Consider the following 23,154-nt stretch of genomic DNA (forward strand, 5'->3'; position numbering starts at 1 on the left):
AAAAGAAGAAAAACCAGAACCAACAGAAATAAAAACAACAAACGAAGAAAAACCATTTGAACTTAAAACTAAATCAACTGAAGCACATATTTCACAAGAACCTATTGAAGCTCAACATCAAAATATTATTAATGAAACTAGAAAAGCTTCACAAACAGAAACAAATAATGTAACTATTGATGATTATAATGAACCAGAAAAAGCTAAAGAATTTATAGATGCTCCACTTAAAAGTGTTAAAGGAACATTTAACTCAATAAAATCAACATTCTTAAGTCATGATAAAGATAAAGAAGAAGATGAGATTAATCCAGAATTAAGAGATAATCTTAACAGTTATACAAACGATGCAGTTCTTGAAGAAATCTTAAATGATAATTCTACAGAAGAAGATTATTATGATGATAATGATGAATTCGTAGCAATTACACCATTACATGATCCAGAAGAAATTAGACAATATGAAGAAAGCTTAAACAACAATTATGATACTAATGATGTTTTCAATAATATAAATAGTGATACTACAGAATTAACTCCTGAAGAAATTTCATACTTTGATAATTTAGAAGAAGAATTTAATGATGAACTTAACCAAAATGAAAAAAACAAATATGTTGCATCTAAAACTGATGACATGAAAATTACTGTAGGTAATAAACCAAAAGTAAAACCAGTAAGTAACAAAAAAATGAAACCATCAGAAAGATTCCATAAAGAATACCAAGGACATAAAGTTGAACCTAAAAAAGAAAAAACTACAAATAAAACACCAGTTAACAAAGATGATGGTGAATCAGTTGTTAATATACAAGGTGTAAACCACACACTAAAAAGAGGTATGAGTATTATTTACCAACATCATGGTGAGAAATATGGTAGTTCTATCCATAGTGTAAATGGAGATAATATTAATGTTACTTATAGAGGTAAAAAAATCTGGATTAAAGCAGATAAAATTACCAAAGTATTTTAAACACGATGAATTTTATTAAATAAAATTCATTCAACTTTCTTTTTCTAAAAAAATATTAAAATTAAATCAATTATATATAAATAAATATTTACTAACTTTTTCTAATTTAAAATATTTTAAAATTAATTTACTTAAAAATTAATTATTTTAAAGCATTTCTATTTTTAAATCTAAAAAAATTGTTATATCTTTAGAATCCATTTTTTTAAAAGTTAAAAAAATATTTTATATTTTAATAATAAATCGATTAAAAAATTAAAATTAAGAAAAATCATAAAAGTTAGAGTTTATATGTATTTATAGATAAAAAATAAAGTATGAAAATAGAACATATAATTATATTAAAATTATGAATAAATATAATAAAATAAAATAATTAACTACTATTCTAATAGATTATTACATAAAGTAAAATAATAAGAAAAATTTAAAGATAAATTAAAAATTCATTTAATAAAATTAAATCTATTAAAAGACTGTTTTTTATAATAATATAAATGGTATATATAGCTGAAATTTAAATTTAAAAAAGTTTTTTAGAAAATTAGAAGGATTTCAACATGAATAAAAAAATAAGAAAATAAACTAATAAAATTATAAAATACTATAAAATTAAGCTCTAAAAAATAAAAAAAAATAAACTAATAAAATTATAAAATACTATAAAATTAAGCTCTAAAAAATAAAAAAATAAATTTAAAAATCAAAGAATCTAAATTAAATAAGTTTCTATTCATATACCAAAAATTAATATTAAACAAATTATCAATTAATATTATTAATTTCTTATAAAAACAAAAGAGATATGAAATATGAATTATAATAAAGAAAATGCAATCTTAATATCCATCCCTTCATTTGGATTAGCTTTAGGAGTGTTTTCATTAGGTAATCTTCTAAAACAATATTCACCACTAGTTTTAATAATATGTGGAATAATTGGACTTATCTTAATTTCACATTCTATAAGTAAATTTATCAAATATCCAGAAAGGCTTAAAATAAAACTAAAAAATCCAATAGCAATTGGAATGCTTGGAACATTTCCCATGGGTCTTATGATGTTTAGTACATATATTGAAAAGTTTATACCAAAAATTTCACTTGGATTATGGTTATTTGCAATAATAATACAATTAATTTTAACAATATATTTTACATTTTGGATATTACCTAAACTAAAACTTAAAGATATTTATAGTAGTATTTTAATTTCATATGTAGGAGTTTCAATGATAAGTATAACATCTCCTTATTATGGTTTAGAAAATACAATAGGCCATTTTTTTATAATTATGGGAATAATATCTATGATTATTTTATATATAATTCTTATGTATAGATATATTAAAATTCCTATACCTGATCCAATTAAACCAATAATTGCAATACTCGCTGCACCTATTATTGTTTTAGTTGGGTATTTAACAGTTGTTCAAAATATTAATTTTTGGATTGTAGTACCTATCTATTTATTTACAACTTGTTGGTATGTTTATATAATATATAAAATAATAAGGTATTATTTAGATTTTAATTGGTTACCAAATCATGCTGCATATACGTTTACATTAGCTATTAATGCAACAGCTGGAAAAATGTTTTATAATTATTTATTAAGTATTAATATAAATATTATGCCATTATATTACTTTGCAATATTTCAATTAATAGCTGCAATAAGTATTATTATAATAGAATTATATAAATTTGGAGAATTTGTTTTTACAAATAAAATTAATGGATTTATAAAAATAAAAAAGAATTAATAAAAAAATATTAATATTAAATCAAGAATTATTAAAAATAAGAGGTTAAACATGTTAATAGACACCATAAAATCTTTAATCTTTTTCATAATAGCAGGATTCTTTGAAATAGGTGGTGGATATCTTATATGGTCTTGGATTAGGGAGGGAAAAAGTTTTAGCTTTGCAATATTAGGAGCTATTTTACTTATATTATATGGAATTATTCCAACATTTCAACCTGCAAATTTCGGAAGAGTTTATGCTGCATATGGTGGAATATTTATTGCACTTTCAGTTTTATGGGGTTGGAAAATAGATAATGTACAACCAGACCAATTTGATATAATTGGGATGTGTATTGCATTAATAGGAGTATTCATTATAATGTACTGACCAAGAGCAAGTTAAAATTAAAATAAAATTAGTTTTATTAAAATCATTTTAATTTTTTAAAATAAAACATTAAATTTAATTTCAAAATATTAATACTGTTAAATTATTATAAAAAACTAAGATTTCAAAGATTCAAAATAGCTATAAAAAAAATAGAAAATAAAAAAATTAAAAATTATAAATTTAAAAAAAAAAATAATTTATTGAAATTTAATAATTTAAGATAAAATTTATCTAAATTTTAAAATTAATAAAATCTAATAAATTAAAGCTTTAAGTAAATAATTTTTCAAAAAGATTCAATAAATAATAAATTAATTATTTATGTGCATAATAAAAAATTAATTCATCATCTTTAATTTCATCAAGACGTGCAAAACCAACTCTTTCTAATTGGACAATATCTCCAACTTTAAGGTTTTCACAATCTTTTTCACAAAATCCTTCAATAACTGAAGCATCATCCATAATAACTTTAGATTTAATAGCTTCTTGACTTGGTACAAATTGAATGATTTTAGCTTTTTCTGCTTTAGCATCCTCAAAAGATTCACTGTGGAATATAACTTCTCCATCTTTAATATCAACATTAATTAAATCCATTAAACGTACAATCCCCTCTTTAAAATCATCTTTAGAAATATATACAGAACCTTCAAAATTTAATATTCTATTTCCTCTATCTGGAAAATCAGGATGTAATTCTTTTTCTAATTTAATTTCTTTATATTCTTTAGGACAATCTTTAATATCTACTTTTACAGGATTACCAACAAAGAAATACCTATTTGCTTTATCTTCAATAAGTTTTCTATTTAAACCATATATTTTTTTCCAACTTACTGCTGAATCAGACATTTTTACTCCAATTTCAACCATTAAATTCCAAATAGCTTTAGCTTGAATACCTCTTCTTCTAATAGCTCTTAAAGTTCCAAGTCTTGGATCAGACCATGAAGAATATTTACCTGATTCAATTCCTTCTTTAGCTTTAGATGTACTTAATGCAACATCTTCCATTTTAAGTCTACCATAATGAATAAACTCAGGAGTTTCCCAACCCATGTGATCATATAAATATTTTTGTTTTTCACTATTTGCCATATGATCTTTTCCTCTTAAAACATGAGTCATGCCCATTAAATGATCATCAACAGATACTGAAAAATTCATCATAGGATATACTCTGTATTTATTACCAAGTCTAGGATGTTCTTCATCAACAAGACGGAATGCAACCCAATCACGTATAGCTGGATTTTTATGATTAATATCAGTTTTAACTCTTAATACTGCAGAACCTGCTTCCATATTAGGGAAATCTTTCCATAATTTAAGGTTTTCTTCAACAGAATTATTCCTATGGGGACAAGGTTCACAATTATCTTTAAGTTTTTTAAATTCTTTACCATCACAAGTACACATATATGCTTTTCCACGTTTAATTAATTCTTCAGCATATTTATAATATATTTCAAATCTATCAGATTGATAGTATACCTCATCAGGTTCAATACCTAACCATTTAAGATCTTCTTGAATCATATCATAAGCAGGAGGATATACTCTTTTAGGGTCAGTATCTTCAATTCTTAAAATAAATTTTCCACCATATTTTTTAACATAAGCACCATTAGGAACTGCTGCTCTTGCATGTCCAATATGTAAAGGTCCACTAGGGTTAGGTGCAAAACGCATTACAACATTTTCATGAGAACCCAGTAATTCTTCTAAACCTTCACGTTTAACTTGTTTTTTCTCTTTAACAACAACACCTAATCTTTCCATTTCTTTATGTTGTTCTTCTTCAGATAAATCATTAACTTTTGCTACAATTTTAGCACTTAAAGGACCAATTTCTTTAGCACGTGATCTAAGTTCTGCTTCTTGAGACATTATAGAACCCATAACTGCTTTAGGACTAGCACTACCTTTATGTTTTGTAGCATTTAACAAAGCATGTTTATATACAATATTTTCTAATTCATCCATTATATCACATTAAATAATTAAAAATAATAATTTTTAAATAAATACGCCACTTTAAAAATAGCTAATAAGAAGATATTTATTTAAAATAAAATCAGTTTATAAAATTTTAATAAAAATATTTATAAAAATACAATATTATTTTTAATCTACTAAATATATAAATATTTAATTTTTAAAAATATCTTAAACAAAAAATTAAAAAACATTATCTTAAAACAATAAATAAAAAATAAAACCTGTTAAAAACTTTTTATAATAATTTAAACAGTATTAATACCTAAAAATTAAAATTAAAATTATTTATAATAATTTAAACATTATTAATACGTAAAAAAAATAAAATCAAAAAACATATCCTAAAAATTAGTAAATTTCAAGAAGGCCAAAAATATAATAAAATAATCAAATTAATTTATAAGATTTAATAAAAATATTAATAATTAAAAATAGAAGGGAAGAAAATGAATAAAGATAAACATTATATTAAAAGTCCAGAAGACATTGATTGGGAATATTTTTGGGGTAAACAATTAGAAAGAAAAAAAGACCGTAAAAAAGATTGGAATAAAGCTGCACCTCATTTTCATAAAAGTAATTTAAGAGATGATTATAAAACTGCACTTCTTAAAAAACTAGATATTTTAAGTAAAAACGATACAGTTTTAGATATTGGTTGTGGAGAAGGAACTATTACAATACCAATAGCTAAAAAAGTAAAAAGTGTTACAGGAATAGATTCTGCAGAAAACATGCTTAAAATACTTAATGAAAAATCCAATAAAGAAAATATAAATAATGTAAATACTATTCTTAAACCAATTGAAGAAATTAGATATAAAGATATTGGAAATTATGATGTAGTAGTTGCATCAAGATCATTAAACAGTATAATACCAATTAAAGAAACATTAAAAGAAATTAATAAAATAGCTAATAAATATGTTTTTATAACATTATTTGGACCAGAAAACTGGAAACTAGAGCGAGAATTCCAAGAATACATTGGAAATGATCCTAAAGATTTTCCAGCATATACTTACTTAATTAATATATTATATAATATGGGAATTTATGCTAATGTAGAAAGAATGGATATAGAATCATATAGAGAATATGATACTATTGAAGATGCAATGGACAATGGTAAATTTAGAGTAGATTTATTAAATGATGAAGAAATAGAAGAATTAAAAATATATCTTAATAAAGTACTAAAAAAAGATCCAAAAACAGGAAAATTATATAATAAAAAAGATAAAGCAGACTGGATTTTGATTTGGTGGAAAAAATAATACTACTTAAGTTTTGTTGAAATCATTTATATATTTAAGAAATTAGTTATTCTATTAAATAAAATAAGTCTTTCAACAAAACCTAAATTTTAAAAAGAAAATAGAAAATTAAAAATTATTTAAAAACTCCCTAAATTCAATTGCCTCTTCTAAAAGAGGATTAAAATTAAGTAATTTATTTATAGTTTTTATTGCATTATCTAAATCACTTAATCTATAAAAAATTTTAGACTTTAATAATAAAAAATCTGAATTATTATAATCCATAGAAAGGAAGATATCACAAATTTTAATAGATTCTTCAAAACGATTAAGTTCTAATAAAATACTTGCTTTTTTATAAATAAAATATTCACTAAAATCATATTTTAAAACTTCATTACAAGAATTTAAAGCTTCTTCAAGCTTATTTAAATAGATTAAAGAATTAATCTTATAAAACCATATTTCAATATTTAATGGATTAGAAATTAAAACATGATTTGATGCTTTTAATGTATTTTTAAAATCTCCAAGAATATAAGATAACTTAGTTTTAAGTTCCCAAGAATCATTATAATCACAAATATCTAAAGATTGATTTATAATATTAAGAGAATCTTCATATTTTTCCATATTATAAAGAATTAAAGCCTTATAATACAATAAATCATACCTAATTTTAATATTTAAAGCATTATTAATACTATTTAATGCTTCATTAAATCGTCCAATATAATTTAAAATAATTGCTTTATTTAATAATGCATAAAGATTGGTTTTAATAGATAAAGATTTATTAAAAGCATTTAATGCATTATCCATAAAATTTAATAATCTATAAGAATTAGCAATATTATTATATATTTTATAATTAGAATTATCTAGTTTAGATGCTTTTATAAATGAATTTAATGCTTCTTCATACATATTCATAGAAGTTAATACTTTACCTTTATTAAGCCATAAAACGGATAAATCTTTATCAAATTTAATTCCATTATTATATGATTTTAATGCTTTTAAATTATTATTTAAAACATAAAAATAAAAATTACCAATTCTTAACCAAATATAAGAATCTAAGCAATTAGAGTTAAATAATTCATCATAAATTATTGAAGATTCACTTAGTCTACCTAATTTATAAAGTGACTTAGCTTTTCCAAGAAGTGCTTTTGAAAAATTTTCATCACATATTAATGATTCATTAAAAAAAGATAATGCTTTTTCATATTGTTTTCTTTTATATGCAAATTTTCCTTTTTTAAATAATTCTTCTTTAGTATTTTCTATTTCAATTCCCATAATATCAACTAAATGTTAATAATATAAAATTCCATTTTTAAAATATATTAAACTATAGACAGCATTTGAAAAGTAAAAACTATAAAAAAACCTATTTAATATAAAATAAAAATTAAAACTAAAAAAAAATAGTTTTACTAAAAACCTATTTAATATAAAATAAAGTTTAGTTTATTTAAAAAAATAATATCTATTGAAATTCTGTTTTTATATGAATTTAAACAAAATTTAATAATTTAAAAAAAGTTAATTCTAAAAATTAAGGAAATTTCAACAAAACCCAATATAAAAATTAAAAAAGTAGTCTTTTAATAAAAAAATAAGGTCTGTTGAAATCCTATTTTTTATAAAAATTTAAACAGTAATTAATACTGGAAAATCAATTTTAAGAAAGTCTATTCTAAAAATTTTGAGGAATTCAACAAAGCCAAAAAAAATATAAAAAATTTAATTAAAAAATATAGAAAAAATCAATTAAAACTAAGATTTTCTTTCAATTACAAAGTCTGCTAACATACTAAGAGCATTTTTACTTGAAGAATCAGGTAAAATATTAAGTATTTCTTTTGCTTTATTAACATTTTCTAAAGCAAGATCGTGAGCATATTTAATTGAACCATATTTATTAAATAAATCAATAGCTTTATTTACATCTTCTATAGGTGAATTTTGATCTTCTAAGATTTTAATAAGTGTTTGTTTATCTTCATCATTAGCTTCATTTAATGCTTTAACAACCATTAAAGTCATTTTTCCTTCAGCAATATCACTACCAACAGGTTTACCTAAATCTTCTTCATCACTAATTACATCAAGGTAGTCATCTTGAATTTGGAATGCTAAACCTATAGCTTTACCATATTCATACATTGCATCAATAATTTCTTGATTTGCTCCACCTAAAATAGCTCCTGCTTCACATGCTCCAGCAATAAGAGCTCCTGTTTTTTTGAAAATCATATTTAAATATTCATCTTCATTAACATCAAAGTTACCTTCAAATCCCATATCAGAAGCTTGACCTTCACAAATTTTTACACATGCGTCTGCTACAACACTTAAAGCATTAGCAACACGTTCTGGATGTACATTATCTTCTTTAGAAGAGATAACAAGTTCAAATGCTTTTGAGAATAAGGTATCTCCTGCTAAAATAGCTAATGGTTCACCCCATACAGTATGTACTGATGGTTTACCTCTCCTCATATCATCATCATCCATAATATCATCATGTATTAAAGAGAAAGTGTGAATAAGTTCAAATGCAGCAGCAGTTTTAAGTGCTTGTTCTTTAGAACCTCCAACTGCTTGAGTAGTTAAAAGAGTTAATGCAGGTCTTAACATTTTTCCACCTGCTTTTGTTAAATATATAGATGATTCTTGTAATTCTTTAGGATCAATAGTAGATAAATGATTCTCAATTACCTTTTTAACATCAATAGAATAATCTTTTAGAATATCTGTTACTTCTGACATAAATTGCCTCCAGTTAATAAAAACTTTTCCTATATTTTTTAAATTAAATATTTTAATAAACAAATAAAATTACTTTAAAATCTTATTAAAAATTTTTTAAATTAAATATTTTAATAAATCAATAGAAATTACTTTAAAAAATCTAAAATTAATAAAGTTTATAAATAATTAATATATATTTTCCATTCTTTAGTATTAATAATTAACTATTAATATACTTAAATTTAATAAAAAGAGCTAAAATAAATTCAATTTTTAATTAATTTCATGAAAAAAGAATGATTTTAATTAAGAAATTTAATCAAAATCATTGAAAACTTGAGCTTGTGCATTTCTTAATATATGAACATTACTACCTATTCTATATCCTTCTTCTTCTGCAAGTTGACCATATGCAACTAACATATTAAGATCACCGTGAGCTGGAATAATATGACTAGGTTTAAGCATTCTTAAGAATTCCCTATGATCTTCTCTTCCAGCATGTCCAGATACATGTGCATTAGCATAGATTCTTGCACCAGATGCTTTAAGTTTTGCTTCCATAATATGTCTATTTGCAGCATTAGTTGGATTTGGAATAATAGGAGCTGAAATAATAATATTATCTCCTTTTTTAACAGTAAATGGTGTTTTACCACTTGCAATCCTTGGAAGTAAAGCATCAGGTTCTCCTTGATGACCAGTAGTAACAAGTAAATATTTAGAACGATTTTTATTTGCTTTCATTAAAGCTCTATTAACAGCTTTTGGTGAACCATGTACAGAAGCATTTTTAGGTAATTTTAATATTCCTAATTTTTCTGCAATTCCTAAAAATCTTTCCATAGATCTTCCAAGGAATAAAATTTCCCTATCACTTTTTTTAGCAATATCTGCAATAGTTTGAATCCTTTCAATATGTGAAGAGAAAGTAGTTACAATCATACCTTTATTTTCTTTTAAAGGTTCACGCATTAAATCTTCTAAAACAATACGAGGTACTCTTTCAGAATATGTTTTTACTTGATCATAATTAGCTGCATTTGTTGTTTCAACAATAAGTGCAAGTACTCCTTTTTTACCTAATTGTTTAAATCTTTCATAATCAGGTGGTGGAGATACTTTTTGATGATTATCAAATTTAAAATCAAGAGCATAAACAATTATTCCATCAGGAGTATGTAATACAGGTGTTACTGCCTGTGGAATACTGTGTGTTGTTTGAACAAATTCTAAAGTAATATCCTTAGATAATTTTAATTTACTACCTGGATTTAAAATTCTTATTGGATTATTTACTTTAAATTTACGTTCTCCTTTAATTTGTTTTTTAACAAGAGCCATAGTATATGGAGTACCTATAAGAGGTGCATCATATCTATGTGCTAATTTTGCAACAGCACCAATGTGATCAAGATGTCCATGAGAAAATACAATAGCTTTTACTTTACCATCTACCTCTTTCATTAAGGTATCATCAGGAATTACTCCTCTTTCAATTAAATCTAAACTATGCATTCTGTCAATATCAGTATCTTCATGTATGTTAATCCTATCTAAATGGATTCCCATATCAAAAATAATAACATCTTCATTAACTTTTACAGCAGTCATGTTTTTACCAACTTCTTCATAACCGCCAATTGCTATTATTTCAACAGTCAAATTTTGTCCTCCTACTAAATCGTTTAGTGTTAAATCCCCTTTCATTAAGCCATGTATTAGTATCTCCTTTAATTACAATATCCACATTTTTAAGTTCTTCAATATTTTGTGCACCAACTAAAAACATAGCTAATTTTAAAGATTCATTAAACTTATTAACATAATCAATAATACTTTTGTGCCCAATAAATGCTCTTTTTAAGAAAGGTAAAGCCATACCAACAGCATCTGCTCCAAGAGCAATAGCTTTTGCTGCTTCCAAACCAGAACGTATACCTCCAGAAGAAATAACTGGAATGTTTACAGAAGAACAAACTTCTACAGTACTTACTGCAGTAGGAATTCCCCAATCCCAAAATTCTTCACCAAGATATTTATCTTCATTACGATAAGTTTCAACAGCAGCCCAACTAGTTCCTCCAGAACCTTGAATATCAATAAAATCAACACCTGCTTTTTGAAGTTTAATAGCATCATTAGCAGATATACCTGCACCAGTTTCTTTAACTAAAACAGGTACATCAACTAAATCAGATATCTCAGAAATAGATTCCATATATCCAGTAGCATCAACATCCCCTTTAGGTTGAATAGCTTCTTGAAGAGGATTTAAATGAATAGCTAGAATATCTGCATCAAACATTTCAACTGCTTTTTCAGCATACTTCATTTGAGGAGCACCAATATTACCTAAAAGTAATGCATTAGGAGCATATTTTCTTGCTACAGTATAAGTAGAATTAAGTTCAGGATTTTCAACAGCAGCTCTTTGACTACCAAGTCCTAAAGCAATATTCATTTCTTCAGCTGCAATAGCCAATTCTTTATTAATTTCTTCAGATTTTGGATGACCTCCAGTTATAGCAGAAATAAATAAAGGTGAATCTAATTTTTTACCAAAAGCAGTAGTAGAAATATCAATATTTGCCATATCTACTTCTGGAAGGGCTCTATGAATTAATTCAATATCCTCAAATCCTGTAGTCCTTTTATAATTAACATCATAATCCCTACAAATTAAAAGATGTTGTAATTTTCTATCCTGAATCATTATTTTCCTCTAAAATAGCATATTGGTTAAAATTATTATTAATCAAATAAATAAGGGTGTTAATATTATTAAAAACTATAATTGTTAAAAATAGAATATAAAACAATAATTCATTAAAAAAAATCTAATTAAATTAAAATTTAAAATAGAAAGTTTTTACAATAGATTTTAATTAAATATTAATCCTTATATAAACATGAAAAGGTTATAATTTACTTTCAACTTAATTTAATAAATAAGATATCTAAAACTTCCTCCACATATTTTAAAAATAAATTTTCCTTAAATAACACTACCTATAATATATTATTAAAATCTGTTTCCATAAGTTAAAATTTAATTATTTTAACTAAAAATCCCTTAAATCATTTTATAATTAAATTAAACTTAATTTATGAAATTAAATAAATTTCAATATTAATTATCAAAAATTAAAAATTGATAATTTTTTATTAAATTAAGTAAAAAAGTAATATAAAAATTATAACTACTATAATTATATTTTTTATCATATTTAATGCTAATGACTATTTTATATATAATTTTATAAAATCTAAAATTTTTTAAAAATAGATAAAAACTAAAAAATTAAAAATATATAATCCCATAAAATCTAAAATTTTTTAAAAATAGATAAAAGCAAAAAAAATTAAATTATTTTTTAGAAATTTTAGTTCCTTTAACTATTTTACTTTGTAAAGATTTAGAAATTATCTCAGGTTTATTTGCATTAATAATTTCTGAATCAACACCATTATCTGCAAGAGTTAAAAGTTCTTTAACCTTACCAATCATACCACCAGTAACATCTACATTAGTAGTAGATTCCATTTGAGTAATATCATCTAAAGAACTAAGTTTTTCAATTAATTTAGCATCTTTGTGAATTTTAGGGTTTTTATTATAAACTCCATCTACATCAGTACCTAAAACAACTCTATCCGGATTTAAAAAACTTGCAATATATTCAATTATTTGATCTCCAGAAAGAATAGACATATTAAGTTTATCATCAAGAACAATATCACCATATAATACTGGAACATATCCTTCATTTAAATAATTTTTAATCATTTCTAAATCAAAGTTATTTATTCTTTTATTAGATGCCTTAATAACTGCAGATGTTTGTATAGGAATAGCTGGAATACCATGTTTTAATAAAGATTCACATACATATAAATCTAATTTTTTCATTGAAAGAACAATTTCAGAAAATCCTTTTCTTTTTAATGGATATTCTTCTTTATTAAAAGGTTCTCCAATTTTATATTTTTTAGCAGGTGGATGACCAAAAGATCCAGCACCATGAACAATAATTAATCCATCAGCAATATCTAAACTTTTATTATTAAAAGCATTAGCAATCTCACTAGATATTCTATCTAAATTATCATAATTTACTTTAGGTTCTATTGAATTTTTATCAGTAATTATACTTCCACCAATTTTAAGAATTATCACATAATCACCTGGAATAATCAATTTTATTATTAATTGTTTTAAAAGCTTTTTTCTTGAAGACTACCTTATTATCTTCAATTTTAATACCATCAGAACTTTGAGATTTATTACTTTTTTGTTTAGATTTAGAATTATTTACTGATTTTTTATTATATGATAAATTTTTTTTATTATTTGTTAATTTAATTTTATTATTTGATTTTTTGTTATAATATTTGTTTTTATTTCTCCTATTATTTTTTCTTTGATTATTATTTACTCTTTTATGTCTATGATTACCATTTCCATGAATAACTTTAGAACTTACACCTTTTCTTGAGAATCTAAGTTTAAATGAAGAATCATAAGTACTAATAGCTTTAGATACAGCATTATCATTATTTGGACATAATGCAATTATACTTCCTCCACCACCAGCACCAGTAATTTTAGAACCAATAGCTCCAGCACTTCTTGCAATATAAACCATACGAGATAACTCTTTAGTATTTACTCCAATTGAATCAAGAAGCCCATGATTAATATTCATTAATGTTCCAACTTTATTAACATCTCCCACTTCAATAGCATGTTTAGCTTCATCAGTTAACTCACCCATAGATTTAATAATAGGATTTACAATTTTTGGATATTTTTGTTTTAATTTTTTAACATTAGCCACCATTTTACCAGTACTTCCATATTTAGAAGTTACTCCAACTACAAATGGTGAATTAAAACCTGTCCTAATCTTTTGTAATTGTTTTTTACGATTTAAATAAATTAAACCACCATAAGTTGAAACTAAAGTATCAAGAGGACTTGCTTCACCTTGTACTAAAAATTCTACTTGATGAGCCTTTTCTGCAAGTGTTCTTTTATTAAAATGAATATTATGATAACGATACAATGCTGCAAGTGTAGCAACAGTAACAGCTGCAGATGACCCTAAACCAGAACCTATTGGAATATCAATTGATAAGTCAATATTAATAGGACTATGATCATGAGCCATATATAATGCCTCTAAAATATACCTAATAATACCAGGTTTACCTTTTTTTAAAGAATACTTTTTATTTTTAGTATCAAGTTCAGCTTCAAAACCTAAATCTTTAGATTTTAACATTGTTTTATTATTTTTACTAGTTTCAATACGAATTGTTGCTCTTTTGTTTACAGCAGCAGCAATAGCTGGTTCACTATAAACTACAGAATGTTCTCCAAATAATATTGTTTTACCTGGAGCTGATGCAATAACTTCCATTATTATCCCTTACAATAATTTTTTTAAATAAATTTATTAGCAAAAAATAATTGTTAAAAATAGTTTTTTAAATAAATATAAAATTTTCACTTTATTATTTAAATAATGTTTAAAAGAGAAATAAAATCTACTACCTTACAATAAAAGCATAAGACAATAAATAATTTATCTTTTTACTAAATTAACATAAAATAAAGTTAAAACATTATATTAAAAACATTAGAAATTACTTAAATATTATTAAAACTTAAACAAAATGTTTCTTGTATTGTTTAAGATTTATTATCATATTAATAATTAAATATTTTAAAAATTATCCACTAAATCATAGATTAAAAGATAATTTATTAAATTAAATATTAATTCTAAATTAAATAATTAAAATTTAATTAATTACTCCCATTAACAATTATTATATCAATAATATAAGTTTAAGAAAATACTTAGCCTATTTATTATACTAAATTATTGATAACTAATATCCGTATGTAAGATAAGTATAAAATTTAAATAAATTTATAGATTTAAAATACTTAAATTACTGAAAAATAAGTTATTAAAAATTATATTAAATAAAAATTTATTATTTAATAATATGATATAAAAATCATAAAATAACTCAATCACTAATACTTTGTTTTTTATAAAATTTAAACTATATTATTTAAATAATAAAAGATAAAATTTTTAAATTAATAAATAATTTTTACATAAATTAAAAAATTACTCTTTTTTAAATACAGAAGATGCATAACCAACTACAGAACTATAATCTCCAGAAACATCACCACTAGTTTTATGTGATAAAATTTCACAAGATTTAACACCTAAATTTAATGAATAGATAATATCTGCAGCAACAGTTCCATAACCACACATACTTATATCATATTCATATACATCTTTTATTAATTTTTCATAATCCATTTTACTAATATCATTTAAAACAATATTATCTTTATTTATTGTAGCACTTTGACTAAGAAAGTGTGATAAATCAGTACTTGAAATTAAAGAAAATGAATTTGAAACTTCTTGGCTTGTAAGTTTAATTGCATTTGCAATATCAATTGATGTTTGAAGATTTTGTCTTCCAATACAAATAGGTACAATCTTAAAATCAGAAGAAAAATATTGTAAAAATGGAAGTTCTACTTCAATACTATGTTCCCTTAAATGTGCATTAGTATCAGATTTTGCATATTTTGAGTTTTTAATAAATTTCTTTGCAAACTCATTATCTACTTCAATATTACCAAGAGGTGTTTCCCAAATTCCTTCCTCAAATACAGAAATATCATAACCAAATCCAGTATGATTAGGACATAATATTACAAATGTATCTGGAAAACCACCTTCTACAAGTTGATAATAAGCATATGATGCAACATATCCAGAATAAATATATCCTGCATGAGGAACCATTATACCAGTAATATTTCCATTAAAACTTTTATTTAATTTAGGAAGTTTACCTATACCCATATTAAAACTATACTCAATAATTTTTTCTAAATCATTTTGATTATTTGGATAAAATGATCCTGCAACTGCTGGTTTTCTTAACATAGTATTTCCTCAATAATTTTTTTAAAATATAATTTTAAAACTAATTATTTAATATATTAATTTAAAAAGTATTTTAATTTTTATATTATTAAAATTATAAGACTTTAATAAATCCATGTTTAAAAAAAATAAAGAAACTTAAAAAAAGTTTAAACTAAAAATTAGAAATATTTAAAGAAAGTAAAAAATAGTAAAAACATTAAAATTCAATAAAAATAAAGAAACTTAAAAAACAAGAAAACTAAAATAAATAAAAAAAAGTTAAAAAAATTATTTTCTAACTTTTAATTCAAAGTCAGATGGTTCTAAGTCTAAATCACCATCTTCAGGTATAGTACCTTTTTCTCTTAAAATTTGTCTTGCAAGTAACCAGTAAACTAAAGCAATAGCTTTTTTACCTTTATTGTTAACAGGAACACAAATATCAATATAACTGAGTAAGTTTTCAGTATCACATAAACCTACTACAGGGATTCCATTTTGTTTAGCTTCTAAAATAGCTTGACTATCAGATCTTGGATCAGTTACAACAATAACTTTAGGTTCCATGAATTTAGCATATTCTGGGTTAGTTAAGGTTCCAGGAATAAATCTTCCAGGAATAGTATTACAACCAATAACTTCTCCAAATTTTTTAACAGGAGCTTGACCATATAATCTAGTAGATACTACTAAAATATCTTGTGGATCATATTTTGCTAAGAATTTAGCTGTTTTTTGAATTCTTTCATCAGTTTTTCTAATATCTAAAACATGTAAACCATCGGATCTTACACGGAAAATATATTTTTCCATATCACTAGTTTTTTGTTGAGTTCCAATGTGTAAACCTGCTGCTAAATAACTATCTAATTGTATTAAAAGTTCTGACACTTTATCACCTTATTATAATATTATATAAATTTAATAATAGTCGTCATCATAAACGACAATAGCTTCTTCTGGACAAATATCCATACATACTTCACATAAGCTACATTCTTCAGGATTAATAAATTTTACTTTATCATCATCAAATACCAATATCTCCATTGGACAAATATCAACACATTCACCACAATCAAGACCTTGACATTTATCATAATCAATACTTATAAGTATAATCTTAACCCCTACTATAAATTTTTAATAAATAGAATTTAATAGATAAATCCCATAAATCTTATATTAATTTTGATAGCTAATCAAAACTTGCCATTTTAGGATTAGCCAATTCTTCTTCGATACGAATAAGTTCATTTAATTTTGCTATCCTTTCACCACTAACAGCTCCTGTTTTAATAATAGGAGCTCCAAATGCTACAGCTAAATGAGCAATAGTTTCATCAGTAGTTTCACCAGATCTATGAGAAACAACAGGAATAACATTATTTTCTTTTGCTAATTTAACAGTTGCATAGGCGTCAGATAAAGAACCAACTTGGTTAGGCTTAATGATAATTGCATTTGCTGCATTTTGTTTAATACCTTTTGATAAATAATTTTTATTTGTAACAAATAAATCATCACCACAAACAAGACATTTATCAGAAACTTCTGATGTAAGTTGACTAAAACCATCAAAGTCATTCTCATCAAATGGATCTTCTACATAGAACATTCCATAAGTATCAATAATATCTTTAACATATTCAACTTGTTCGCCAGTATCTCTTTGAATGCCATCTTGTTTATAGACATATTTACCTTTATCAGCATCCCAAAATTCAGATGATGCAAAATCAATAGAAGGTTTGATTTCAAATCCAAGTTCATCACTTACTTCTTCACAAGCTTGTGATTGAATATCTAATGCTACATCATTTTTAACATTAGGAATCCATCCACCTTCATCACCTTTACCACCAGTAAAATTAGGATCTTTACTTGAAATTAATTCTTTTAGTTTTTTGTGAATTGATACATTAGCGAATATTGCTTCACTAATATTACTTGCTCCAATAGGAATAACTAAAAATTCCTGAATATCTGGAGCATTAGCACCTGCATGAGCACCACCATTCATCATATTTCCAAGAGGGAATGGAATTTCATTAACCATATTTCCACCAAGGAATTTAAATAAAGGCATACTATATGATGCAGCAGCTGCTTTTGCTGCAGCCATTGATACTGCAACGGATGTGTTACCACCAATAGCAGACATATTGTCTGTTCCATCAAGTTCTTTTAAAACTAAATCAATATCATTTAAATATTCTGCATCCATTCCAATGAGTTCTGAAGAAATAACATCTTCAACTTCACTAATTACCTCATCAACTCCCCCTTCAGGGTAGGATGCAACTTCTTTAGATCCTGTACTAGCACCACTAGGAGCAGAAGCTCTACCAAAACCGTTCCAAGTTATAATATCAACTTCAACAGTTGGATTTCCTCTACTATCTAAGATTTTCCTAACACGGACATCTTCAATAACACTATCCAAAAAAACACCCCAAGTGCTTGTTCAATTTATTACCCTAATATCTATAATGAGATTATTTATAAAAAATAATCATTAAAAAAAATAGTATTTTCTTTTATAGAATCTTATGATATTTTTTATTTATTTTTTTAAATATTTAAACGACCAAGCAGAGTTTAATAAATGAGAAAATTAAAATTTTTCTTCCTCATCTTCCCTTACAACATTTAAAGGTAAAACACCTGCTTCTAATTCACTATAAGCTATATCAATAGGATCTAAAGAGCCAACTTTTTTAATTTCAACTAAAGGTCTAGCACCCATTGAAATTTGAATTGCTCTAGCTCCTAAAATTCTAGCTCTTTCGAATCTAGTTAAATCTTTTCTAGTCATTTTTTTATCTCCTAATTAATAGTCATAAAAATATGTCTATTAAATATAAAAGAATTGAAATAAAGATTTAATAAAAAATTTATCCCTACATTATAAAAATCTAATTAACAGGTTTTTATAAAAGGATTTAATAAAAAATCTTCTTTTAAATGAAAATAAATAAACCTATTAAGGAATAGTAAATATTTATTTATTCCCAAGTTTCAACATGAGAAATTAACATTCTTCTACAACAGTACCTAGTTAAACCAAGATCATCTAAAATATCTTTAGAATCTTCACCATTTTCTAATCTACGTTTATACTCATCAAAGTAAGCAGATACTGGTTTTCCACAACTTATACAACGTATAGGAATCATTTTAAATCATCATTTCCATTTTTTTATTTAAATAACAAAATAATAAAACAACTAATTTACCTGTAACTTTTTTGTTTACGAGCTCTAGCTCCAGGACCACCGAATTTTTTAGGTTCTGATCTTCTAGGATCACCTACAAGCATAGTCCTATCATAATGTATATATTTATCTTTTAAATCCATATCATTAGTATATTGAACTAAACCTTTAGCAATTACCATACGAGCAGCTTCAGCTTGACCCATAACTCCTCCACCTCTAACTCTTACAGTAATATCAACATTATCGACGATATCTCCTGCAATATCTAAAGGTTCTTCTAATTTTAATCTAGCAAGTTCAGGAGAGTAAAGTTCTAAAGGTTGTTTATTAATTCTTACTCTACCAGTACCTTCTTTAACGGTACCTCTTGCAATAGCAGTTTTACGTTTTCCACTAGTATGAACAACTTTCATAAATACACATCCCATAAAACTATCTAGAATTTAGCGCCTAATAATCTTGAGATTTCGCCTAATTCTATACTTTTTTTAACATTTTCAATTTCTGCTTGAGGAACTGCTGTAATTTCAGCATCTTTATATTCGTTAGGAACACCAACAAATGCTTTTAAATTTTTATAAGCAACTCTACCTTTTGTTTTTTTAATAGGTAACATTCCTCTTACAGTTCTTCTAAATATATCATCTGGTCTGTGAGGATATTTAGGACCTAAATCTCTAGGATTTGAGATACTTTTTCTGTCTACACGTTGTTTGTATCTTGCATAAGCCCAATCCTTATTACCAGTAATTATAATTTTTTCAGCATTAAGAACTACAACTTCTTCACCATTAAGAAGTGCTTTACTTACAGTACTAGCAAGTCTTCCTAAAATGCTTCCTTCACCATCTACAATCATAATAACACCATTAGTTTTTGTGATTATTCCATAATCCTAATATTGTTTCCTTTAGGATTTTTTTCAAGAATCTCATTAATACTAAGACATTCTCCACCAGCATTAATAATTTTTTCTTCAGCAGATGCAGAGAAGTTTAATGCTGCAACAGTAACTTTTTTATCTAAATTTCCATTAGATAATACTTTTCCAGGAATTAAAACAGTTTCTCCTTCATTAGCATATCTGTTAATTGAAGATATATTAACTTCTGCAGTACTCCTTTTAGATCTTTCAAGTTTAGAAGCAACAGTTTTCCATATAGCTACATTTTCTTGATTAGATTGACGTTTAAGAGTTCTAATAAGTTGAATAAGGTTAGGATTTGTTTTAATTACTTTCTTAACCATTATTATTTTCCTCCTTTACTAAATTCAATAAGTTGATCTGCTTTATTTTCTAAAACATCACAAGCTTTCAATAAAACCTCTTTTGGAGGCATTGATCCATCAGTTTCAATTTTAAAAATAAAATCATTTTCTTCATGTCCAACATGAATATATGTATTACCCTCGTTGTCTTTGACACTAGCCCTTTCACAGCTTTTACACATTGCACAATTTTCAATATCTAATACTTTAATAATTTTAGATCTACGATCTGCTTTTAATATACCTCTAGGACATGCAGAAGCACAATCATAATCTACATCCATATTTTCATCAAAAGTAATTTTTGGATATTGTTTATATGCACAAACTGTAGTAGGCATCCATTTAGCATGTTCTTTTCCGAAACCTAATTTAGCTACAGCTTCAAGTTCAATTTCTTCATTTTCTTTTAATTTTACTAAAGGAATTGTATCATAAACAGGTTTAATTTTGGGGTCAGAAGAGACTAAATCTTTAGAATAGACAACTCCAGGTCCTTTTTTATTAAGTGTAAATGATACACTACAATGTGGGCAGTAATCATCACAATCACATTCATCAGGGAGAACTAGACCTTCAATAGATTCTAAATCAGAAACTAAAGGAGTTAATCCTAATCTATGCGCAAGTACCTCATCAAACATAGCAGAATCATTTTTAACAATATTGACATCTTCAATAGCTAATTTAGGAATAGACATCATTGCGGTTCTTCTAATTGCATTGACAAAAGGAACTTCAGCATCACGGATAATGAAAACAATTTCATCATCATTTTGATCTTTGACTTCAATCTCCATATAAAAACCTTCTTATACTCTTCTACCTCTTTTACCACCAGGGCGTCCTGTACCATCATGAGGAATTGGAGTTATATCTTCAATTTTACCTATTTTAATACCTGCTCTTGCTAAAGCACGAATAGTTGCTTGTGCACCAGGACCTGGACTTCTAGGACCATTACCTCCAGGTGCTCTTACTCTAATATGTAAACCAATAAAACCTTTTTCTTTAGCATCTTCTGCTACACGATTAGCAGCTTCCATAGCTGCAAAAGGAGAAGATTCTTGTCTATCAGAACGTACAACTTTTCCACCAGACCATTGTGTAATGGTTTCAGCACCAGTAATATCAGTAACAGTTATAATAGTGTTATTGAATGATGAATAAATATTAGCTATTCCCCATTTTTCATCTTTTGCCATATATTACACCTTTTTATTCAGCTTTTTCTTCAGCTTTATTAGCATTTTTATTATATTCTTCAATTTGTTTAGCTACAGAAGAGTTACCATAGAATCCGATAAGTTCTTCTTCTCCTTTTTTAACCATATAACTTGGAGAATCTACTTTTTTACCATTCATAGCAATATGACCATGAACAACAAACATTCTAGCTTCTTTAGCAGTACGAGCTAAACCTTTACGGTATACAATGGTTTGTAATCTTCTTCTTAAAATATCTTCAACATTTAAGTTAAGAATATCTTCAAGACGAGATTCTTCAGATAAAACACCTATTCTAACTAAGTGATTTAATAATTGATTTTTTTCTTCAACAGCTTGATCTTGAGCAAAACCAAGTAAATACCTTGCTTCTCTACTGTATTTCCTAACTAAAGTATCAGCTTTCCAAATTTCTTTTTTATTTTTTAAACCGTATTTAACCATTAACTTGTTTTCTGATTTAATTCTTTCAGCATTCCAAGGATGAGGAGGGGTATTATATTTTTTTCTTGCTTTACGTGGATGTCCCATAAAAATATCTCCTATATAATTATTATAAAAAAATTAATTAAGATAAAGCTCATTTATTTTAAAAAAAGTAATTTATAAACTTGAGCTTGTTCTATCACGTTTTACACCTACAGAAGAACCATGTCTGAAAGTAGATTTGGTTCTTTGACCTCTGACAGGTAATCCGAGTTCATGTCTTCTTCCTTTATAACTTCTGGTCTTTTTCATTCTATTTAAGTCATCTCTTAAAGTCATATCAAGATCAGATTCAATTAAATGAACAGTTTCACCAGTAGTATAATCGTTTCTTCTATTTAACATCCAATCAGGTATACCAAATTTTTGAGGATTTTCTAAAAGTTCTTCAATTTTTAAAACATCTTCATCTTTAATATATCCAATTTTAGCATTTAAATCGAAACCTAAAGTAAGACCGATGGTTCTAGATAAAGACAAACCAATACCTTTAATATCAGTTAAAGCATATTCGAAAGTTTTATTTCCATCAACATCTTTTCTTGAAATACGTACTAAATGTCTAAATTCGTCTTCCATTTCATAACCTCCATTTATCAGAGCGAACCTACGAGACGGATTAATAGTAGATTCGAATATTTTGTAAAAATAATAAATCTTTAAAAAAAGTATATAAATTTCTACAAAACACAGTTTTTTCAACAATCAAAAATCTTAGATTAAAAAAAATCTAAGTACAAATTATTAGTTAATTTACAAATATTAAGATAATACTTTATAATAAAAATTAAATTTTAAAAAAAAAATTAAATTAATAATTTGATA

Annotated in this window: 23 protein-coding genes and 1 pseudogene; 4 read left to right on the forward strand and 20 right to left on the reverse strand. The window is 25.0% G+C overall.

Annotated elements, in window-relative coordinates; translation table 11 throughout:
* The 3 genes from T523_RS09175 to T523_RS05590 all read left to right on the forward strand — a co-directional run.
* The coding region (locus T523_RS09175) for a hypothetical protein (RefSeq protein WP_198016032.1) at positions 1–976 on the forward strand (976 nt) is incomplete at its 5' end.
* A gap of 812 nt (positions 977–1,788) precedes the next feature.
* Positions 1,789–2,745 (forward strand): SLAC1 family transporter, encoded by a 957-nt coding sequence (locus T523_RS05585; protein WP_084486446.1) that lies wholly within the window; start codon positions 1,789–1,791, stop codon positions 2,743–2,745.
* A gap of 51 nt (positions 2,746–2,796) precedes the next feature.
* Positions 2,797–3,120, forward strand: coding sequence for a YnfA family protein (locus T523_RS05590; protein WP_198016033.1), 324 nt, complete (start codon positions 2,797–2,799; stop codon positions 3,118–3,120).
* A 318-nt stretch (positions 3,121–3,438) separates the two neighbouring features.
* On the opposite strand, the gene T523_RS05595 is transcribed toward T523_RS05590, so the two are convergent.
* Entirely contained in the window at positions 3,439–5,112 is a 1,674-nt protein-coding gene (locus tag T523_RS05595) for a glutamate--tRNA ligase (RefSeq protein WP_042707941.1), read from the reverse strand.
* 461 nt (positions 5,113–5,573) lie between these two features.
* Between T523_RS05595 and T523_RS05600 the strand changes: the two genes are divergently transcribed.
* A complete protein-coding gene (locus tag T523_RS05600; RefSeq protein ID WP_042707942.1) occupies positions 5,574–6,404 on the forward strand; it encodes a class I SAM-dependent methyltransferase in 831 nt (276 codons plus the stop codon).
* Positions 6,405–6,512: 108 nt separating this feature from the next.
* Here the strand turns inward: T523_RS05600 and T523_RS05605 are convergent, their stop codons facing one another.
* The 19 genes and pseudogenes from T523_RS05605 to T523_RS05695 all read right to left on the reverse strand — a co-directional run bounded on the left by T523_RS05605 (position 6,513) and on the right by T523_RS05695 (position 22,908).
* Positions 6,513–7,691 carry a tetratricopeptide repeat protein gene (locus T523_RS05605; protein WP_042707943.1) on the reverse strand — a complete coding sequence of 393 codons (1,179 nt, stop codon included), beginning with the start codon at positions 7,689–7,691 and terminating at the stop codon, positions 6,513–6,515.
* Between the two features lie 480 nt (positions 7,692–8,171).
* Positions 8,172–9,167 carry a short chain isoprenyl diphosphate synthase IdsA gene (gene idsA / locus T523_RS05610; RefSeq protein ID WP_042707944.1) on the reverse strand — a complete coding sequence of 332 codons (996 nt, stop codon included), beginning with the start codon at positions 9,165–9,167 and terminating at the stop codon, positions 8,172–8,174.
* A gap of 297 nt (positions 9,168–9,464) precedes the next feature.
* Complete coding sequence (locus T523_RS05615; protein WP_042707945.1) at positions 9,465–10,814, reverse strand: RNase J family beta-CASP ribonuclease; 1,350 nt, start codon at positions 10,812–10,814, stop codon at positions 9,465–9,467.
* Entirely contained in the window at positions 10,804–11,865 is a 1,062-nt protein-coding gene (gene fni / locus T523_RS05620) for a type 2 isopentenyl-diphosphate Delta-isomerase (RefSeq protein WP_042707946.1), read from the reverse strand. The genes T523_RS05615 and fni overlap by 11 nt, the downstream gene beginning before the upstream one ends.
* Positions 11,866–12,519: 654 nt before the next feature.
* Positions 12,520–13,329 carry an isopentenyl phosphate kinase gene (locus T523_RS05625; RefSeq protein WP_042707947.1) on the reverse strand — a complete coding sequence of 270 codons (810 nt, stop codon included), beginning with the start codon at positions 13,327–13,329 and terminating at the stop codon, positions 12,520–12,522.
* Positions 13,330–13,621: 292 nt separating this feature from the next.
* Positions 13,622–14,575, reverse strand: a pseudogene (gene mvk / locus T523_RS05630) (mevalonate kinase); the annotation flags it as partial.
* 723 nt (positions 14,576–15,298) lie between these two features.
* The gene (locus T523_RS05635; RefSeq protein ID WP_042707949.1) at positions 15,299–16,144 is read right to left on the reverse strand and encodes an MEMO1 family protein; all 846 of its coding nucleotides are present in this window, start codon (positions 16,142–16,144) and stop codon (positions 15,299–15,301) included.
* 270 nt (positions 16,145–16,414) lie between these two features.
* A complete protein-coding gene (gene rpsB, locus T523_RS05640; RefSeq protein WP_042707950.1) occupies positions 16,415–17,017 on the reverse strand; it encodes a 30S ribosomal protein S2 in 603 nt (200 codons plus the stop codon).
* Positions 17,018–17,047: 30 nt separating this feature from the next.
* A complete protein-coding gene (locus T523_RS05645) occupies positions 17,048–17,248 on the reverse strand; it encodes an indolepyruvate ferredoxin oxidoreductase subunit alpha (protein ID WP_042707951.1) in 201 nt (66 codons plus the stop codon).
* Between the two features lie 76 nt (positions 17,249–17,324).
* Positions 17,325–18,572 carry a phosphopyruvate hydratase gene (gene eno, locus T523_RS05650; RefSeq protein WP_042707952.1) on the reverse strand — a complete coding sequence of 416 codons (1,248 nt, stop codon included), beginning with the start codon at positions 18,570–18,572 and terminating at the stop codon, positions 17,325–17,327.
* 171 nt (positions 18,573–18,743) lie between these two features.
* The gene (locus T523_RS05655) at positions 18,744–18,944 is read right to left on the reverse strand and encodes a DNA-directed RNA polymerase subunit K (protein WP_042707953.1); all 201 of its coding nucleotides are present in this window, start codon (positions 18,942–18,944) and stop codon (positions 18,744–18,746) included.
* A 190-nt stretch (positions 18,945–19,134) separates the two neighbouring features.
* Entirely contained in the window at positions 19,135–19,305 is a 171-nt protein-coding gene (locus tag T523_RS05660) for a DNA-directed RNA polymerase subunit N (RefSeq protein WP_042707954.1), read from the reverse strand.
* 56 nt (positions 19,306–19,361) lie between these two features.
* Entirely contained in the window at positions 19,362–19,760 is a 399-nt protein-coding gene (locus T523_RS05665; protein ID WP_042707955.1) for a 30S ribosomal protein S9, read from the reverse strand.
* A 23-nt stretch (positions 19,761–19,783) separates the two neighbouring features.
* Entirely contained in the window at positions 19,784–20,206 is a 423-nt protein-coding gene (locus tag T523_RS05670) for a 50S ribosomal protein L13 (RefSeq protein ID WP_042707956.1), read from the reverse strand.
* Between the two features lie 23 nt (positions 20,207–20,229).
* Positions 20,230–20,595 (reverse strand): 50S ribosomal protein L18e, encoded by a 366-nt coding sequence (locus T523_RS05675; RefSeq protein WP_042707957.1) that lies wholly within the window; start codon positions 20,593–20,595, stop codon positions 20,230–20,232.
* Positions 20,596–20,597: 2 nt separating this feature from the next.
* Positions 20,598–21,416 (reverse strand): DNA-directed RNA polymerase subunit D, encoded by an 819-nt coding sequence (locus T523_RS05680; RefSeq protein ID WP_042707958.1) that lies wholly within the window; start codon positions 21,414–21,416, stop codon positions 20,598–20,600.
* A 12-nt stretch (positions 21,417–21,428) separates the two neighbouring features.
* Positions 21,429–21,821: a 30S ribosomal protein S11 gene (locus T523_RS05685; RefSeq protein ID WP_042707959.1), complete on the reverse strand. Its 393-nt coding sequence runs from the start codon at positions 21,819–21,821 to the stop codon at positions 21,429–21,431.
* Positions 21,822–21,834: 13 nt separating this feature from the next.
* Positions 21,835–22,374, reverse strand: a complete 540-nt coding sequence (locus T523_RS05690; protein WP_042707960.1) for a 30S ribosomal protein S4 — start codon at positions 22,372–22,374, stop codon at positions 21,835–21,837.
* Positions 22,375–22,446: 72 nt separating this feature from the next.
* The gene (locus T523_RS05695; protein WP_042707961.1) at positions 22,447–22,908 is read right to left on the reverse strand and encodes a 30S ribosomal protein S13; all 462 of its coding nucleotides are present in this window, start codon (positions 22,906–22,908) and stop codon (positions 22,447–22,449) included.
* Between the last annotated feature and the right edge of the window lie 246 nt (positions 22,909–23,154).

Origin of the sequence: Methanobrevibacter wolinii SH (assembly GCF_000621965.1) — an archaeon.
In the GTDB taxonomy this organism is placed as follows: domain Archaea; phylum Methanobacteriota; class Methanobacteria; order Methanobacteriales; family Methanobacteriaceae; genus Methanarmilla; species Methanarmilla wolinii.

Coding starts and splice junctions, on each gene's coding strand:
- T523_RS05600 (WP_042707942.1), top strand. CDS start 5,574: ATGAATAAAGATAAACATTATATTAAAAGTCCAGAAGACATTGATTGG.
- fni (WP_042707946.1), bottom strand. CDS start 11,865: ATGATTCAGGATAGAAAATTACAACATCTTTTAATTTGTAGGGATTAT.
- T523_RS05585 (WP_084486446.1), top strand. CDS start 1,789: ATGAATTATAATAAAGAAAATGCAATCTTAATATCCATCCCTTCATTT.
- T523_RS05675 (WP_042707957.1), bottom strand. CDS start 20,595: ATGGTTAAGAAAGTAATTAAAACAAATCCTAACCTTATTCAACTTATT.
- T523_RS05660 (WP_042707954.1), bottom strand. CDS start 19,305: ATGATTCCTATACGTTGTATAAGTTGTGGAAAACCAGTATCTGCTTAC.
- T523_RS05635 (WP_042707949.1), bottom strand. CDS start 16,144: ATGTTAAGAAAACCAGCAGTTGCAGGATCATTTTATCCAAATAATCAA.
- T523_RS05595 (WP_042707941.1), bottom strand. CDS start 5,112: ATGGATGAATTAGAAAATATTGTATATAAACATGCTTTGTTAAATGCT.
- T523_RS05665 (WP_042707955.1), bottom strand. CDS start 19,760: ATGAAAGTTGTTCATACTAGTGGAAAACGTAAAACTGCTATTGCAAGA.
- T523_RS05670 (WP_042707956.1), bottom strand. CDS start 20,206: ATGATTGTAGATGGTGAAGGAAGCATTTTAGGAAGACTTGCTAGTACT.
- T523_RS05590 (WP_198016033.1), top strand. CDS start 2,797: ATGTTAATAGACACCATAAAATCTTTAATCTTTTTCATAATAGCAGGA.
- T523_RS05655 (WP_042707953.1), bottom strand. CDS start 18,944: ATGACTAGAAAAGATTTAACTAGATTCGAAAGAGCTAGAATTTTAGGA.
- idsA (WP_042707944.1), bottom strand. CDS start 9,167: ATGTCAGAAGTAACAGATATTCTAAAAGATTATTCTATTGATGTTAAA.
- T523_RS05695 (WP_042707961.1), bottom strand. CDS start 22,908: ATGGAAGACGAATTTAGACATTTAGTACGTATTTCAAGAAAAGATGTT.
- T523_RS05685 (WP_042707959.1), bottom strand. CDS start 21,821: ATGGCAAAAGATGAAAAATGGGGAATAGCTAATATTTATTCATCATTC.
- T523_RS05605 (WP_042707943.1), bottom strand. CDS start 7,691: ATGGGAATTGAAATAGAAAATACTAAAGAAGAATTATTTAAAAAAGGA.
- T523_RS05690 (WP_042707960.1), bottom strand. CDS start 22,374: ATGGGACATCCACGTAAAGCAAGAAAAAAATATAATACCCCTCCTCAT.
- T523_RS05680 (WP_042707958.1), bottom strand. CDS start 21,416: ATGGAGATTGAAGTCAAAGATCAAAATGATGATGAAATTGTTTTCATT.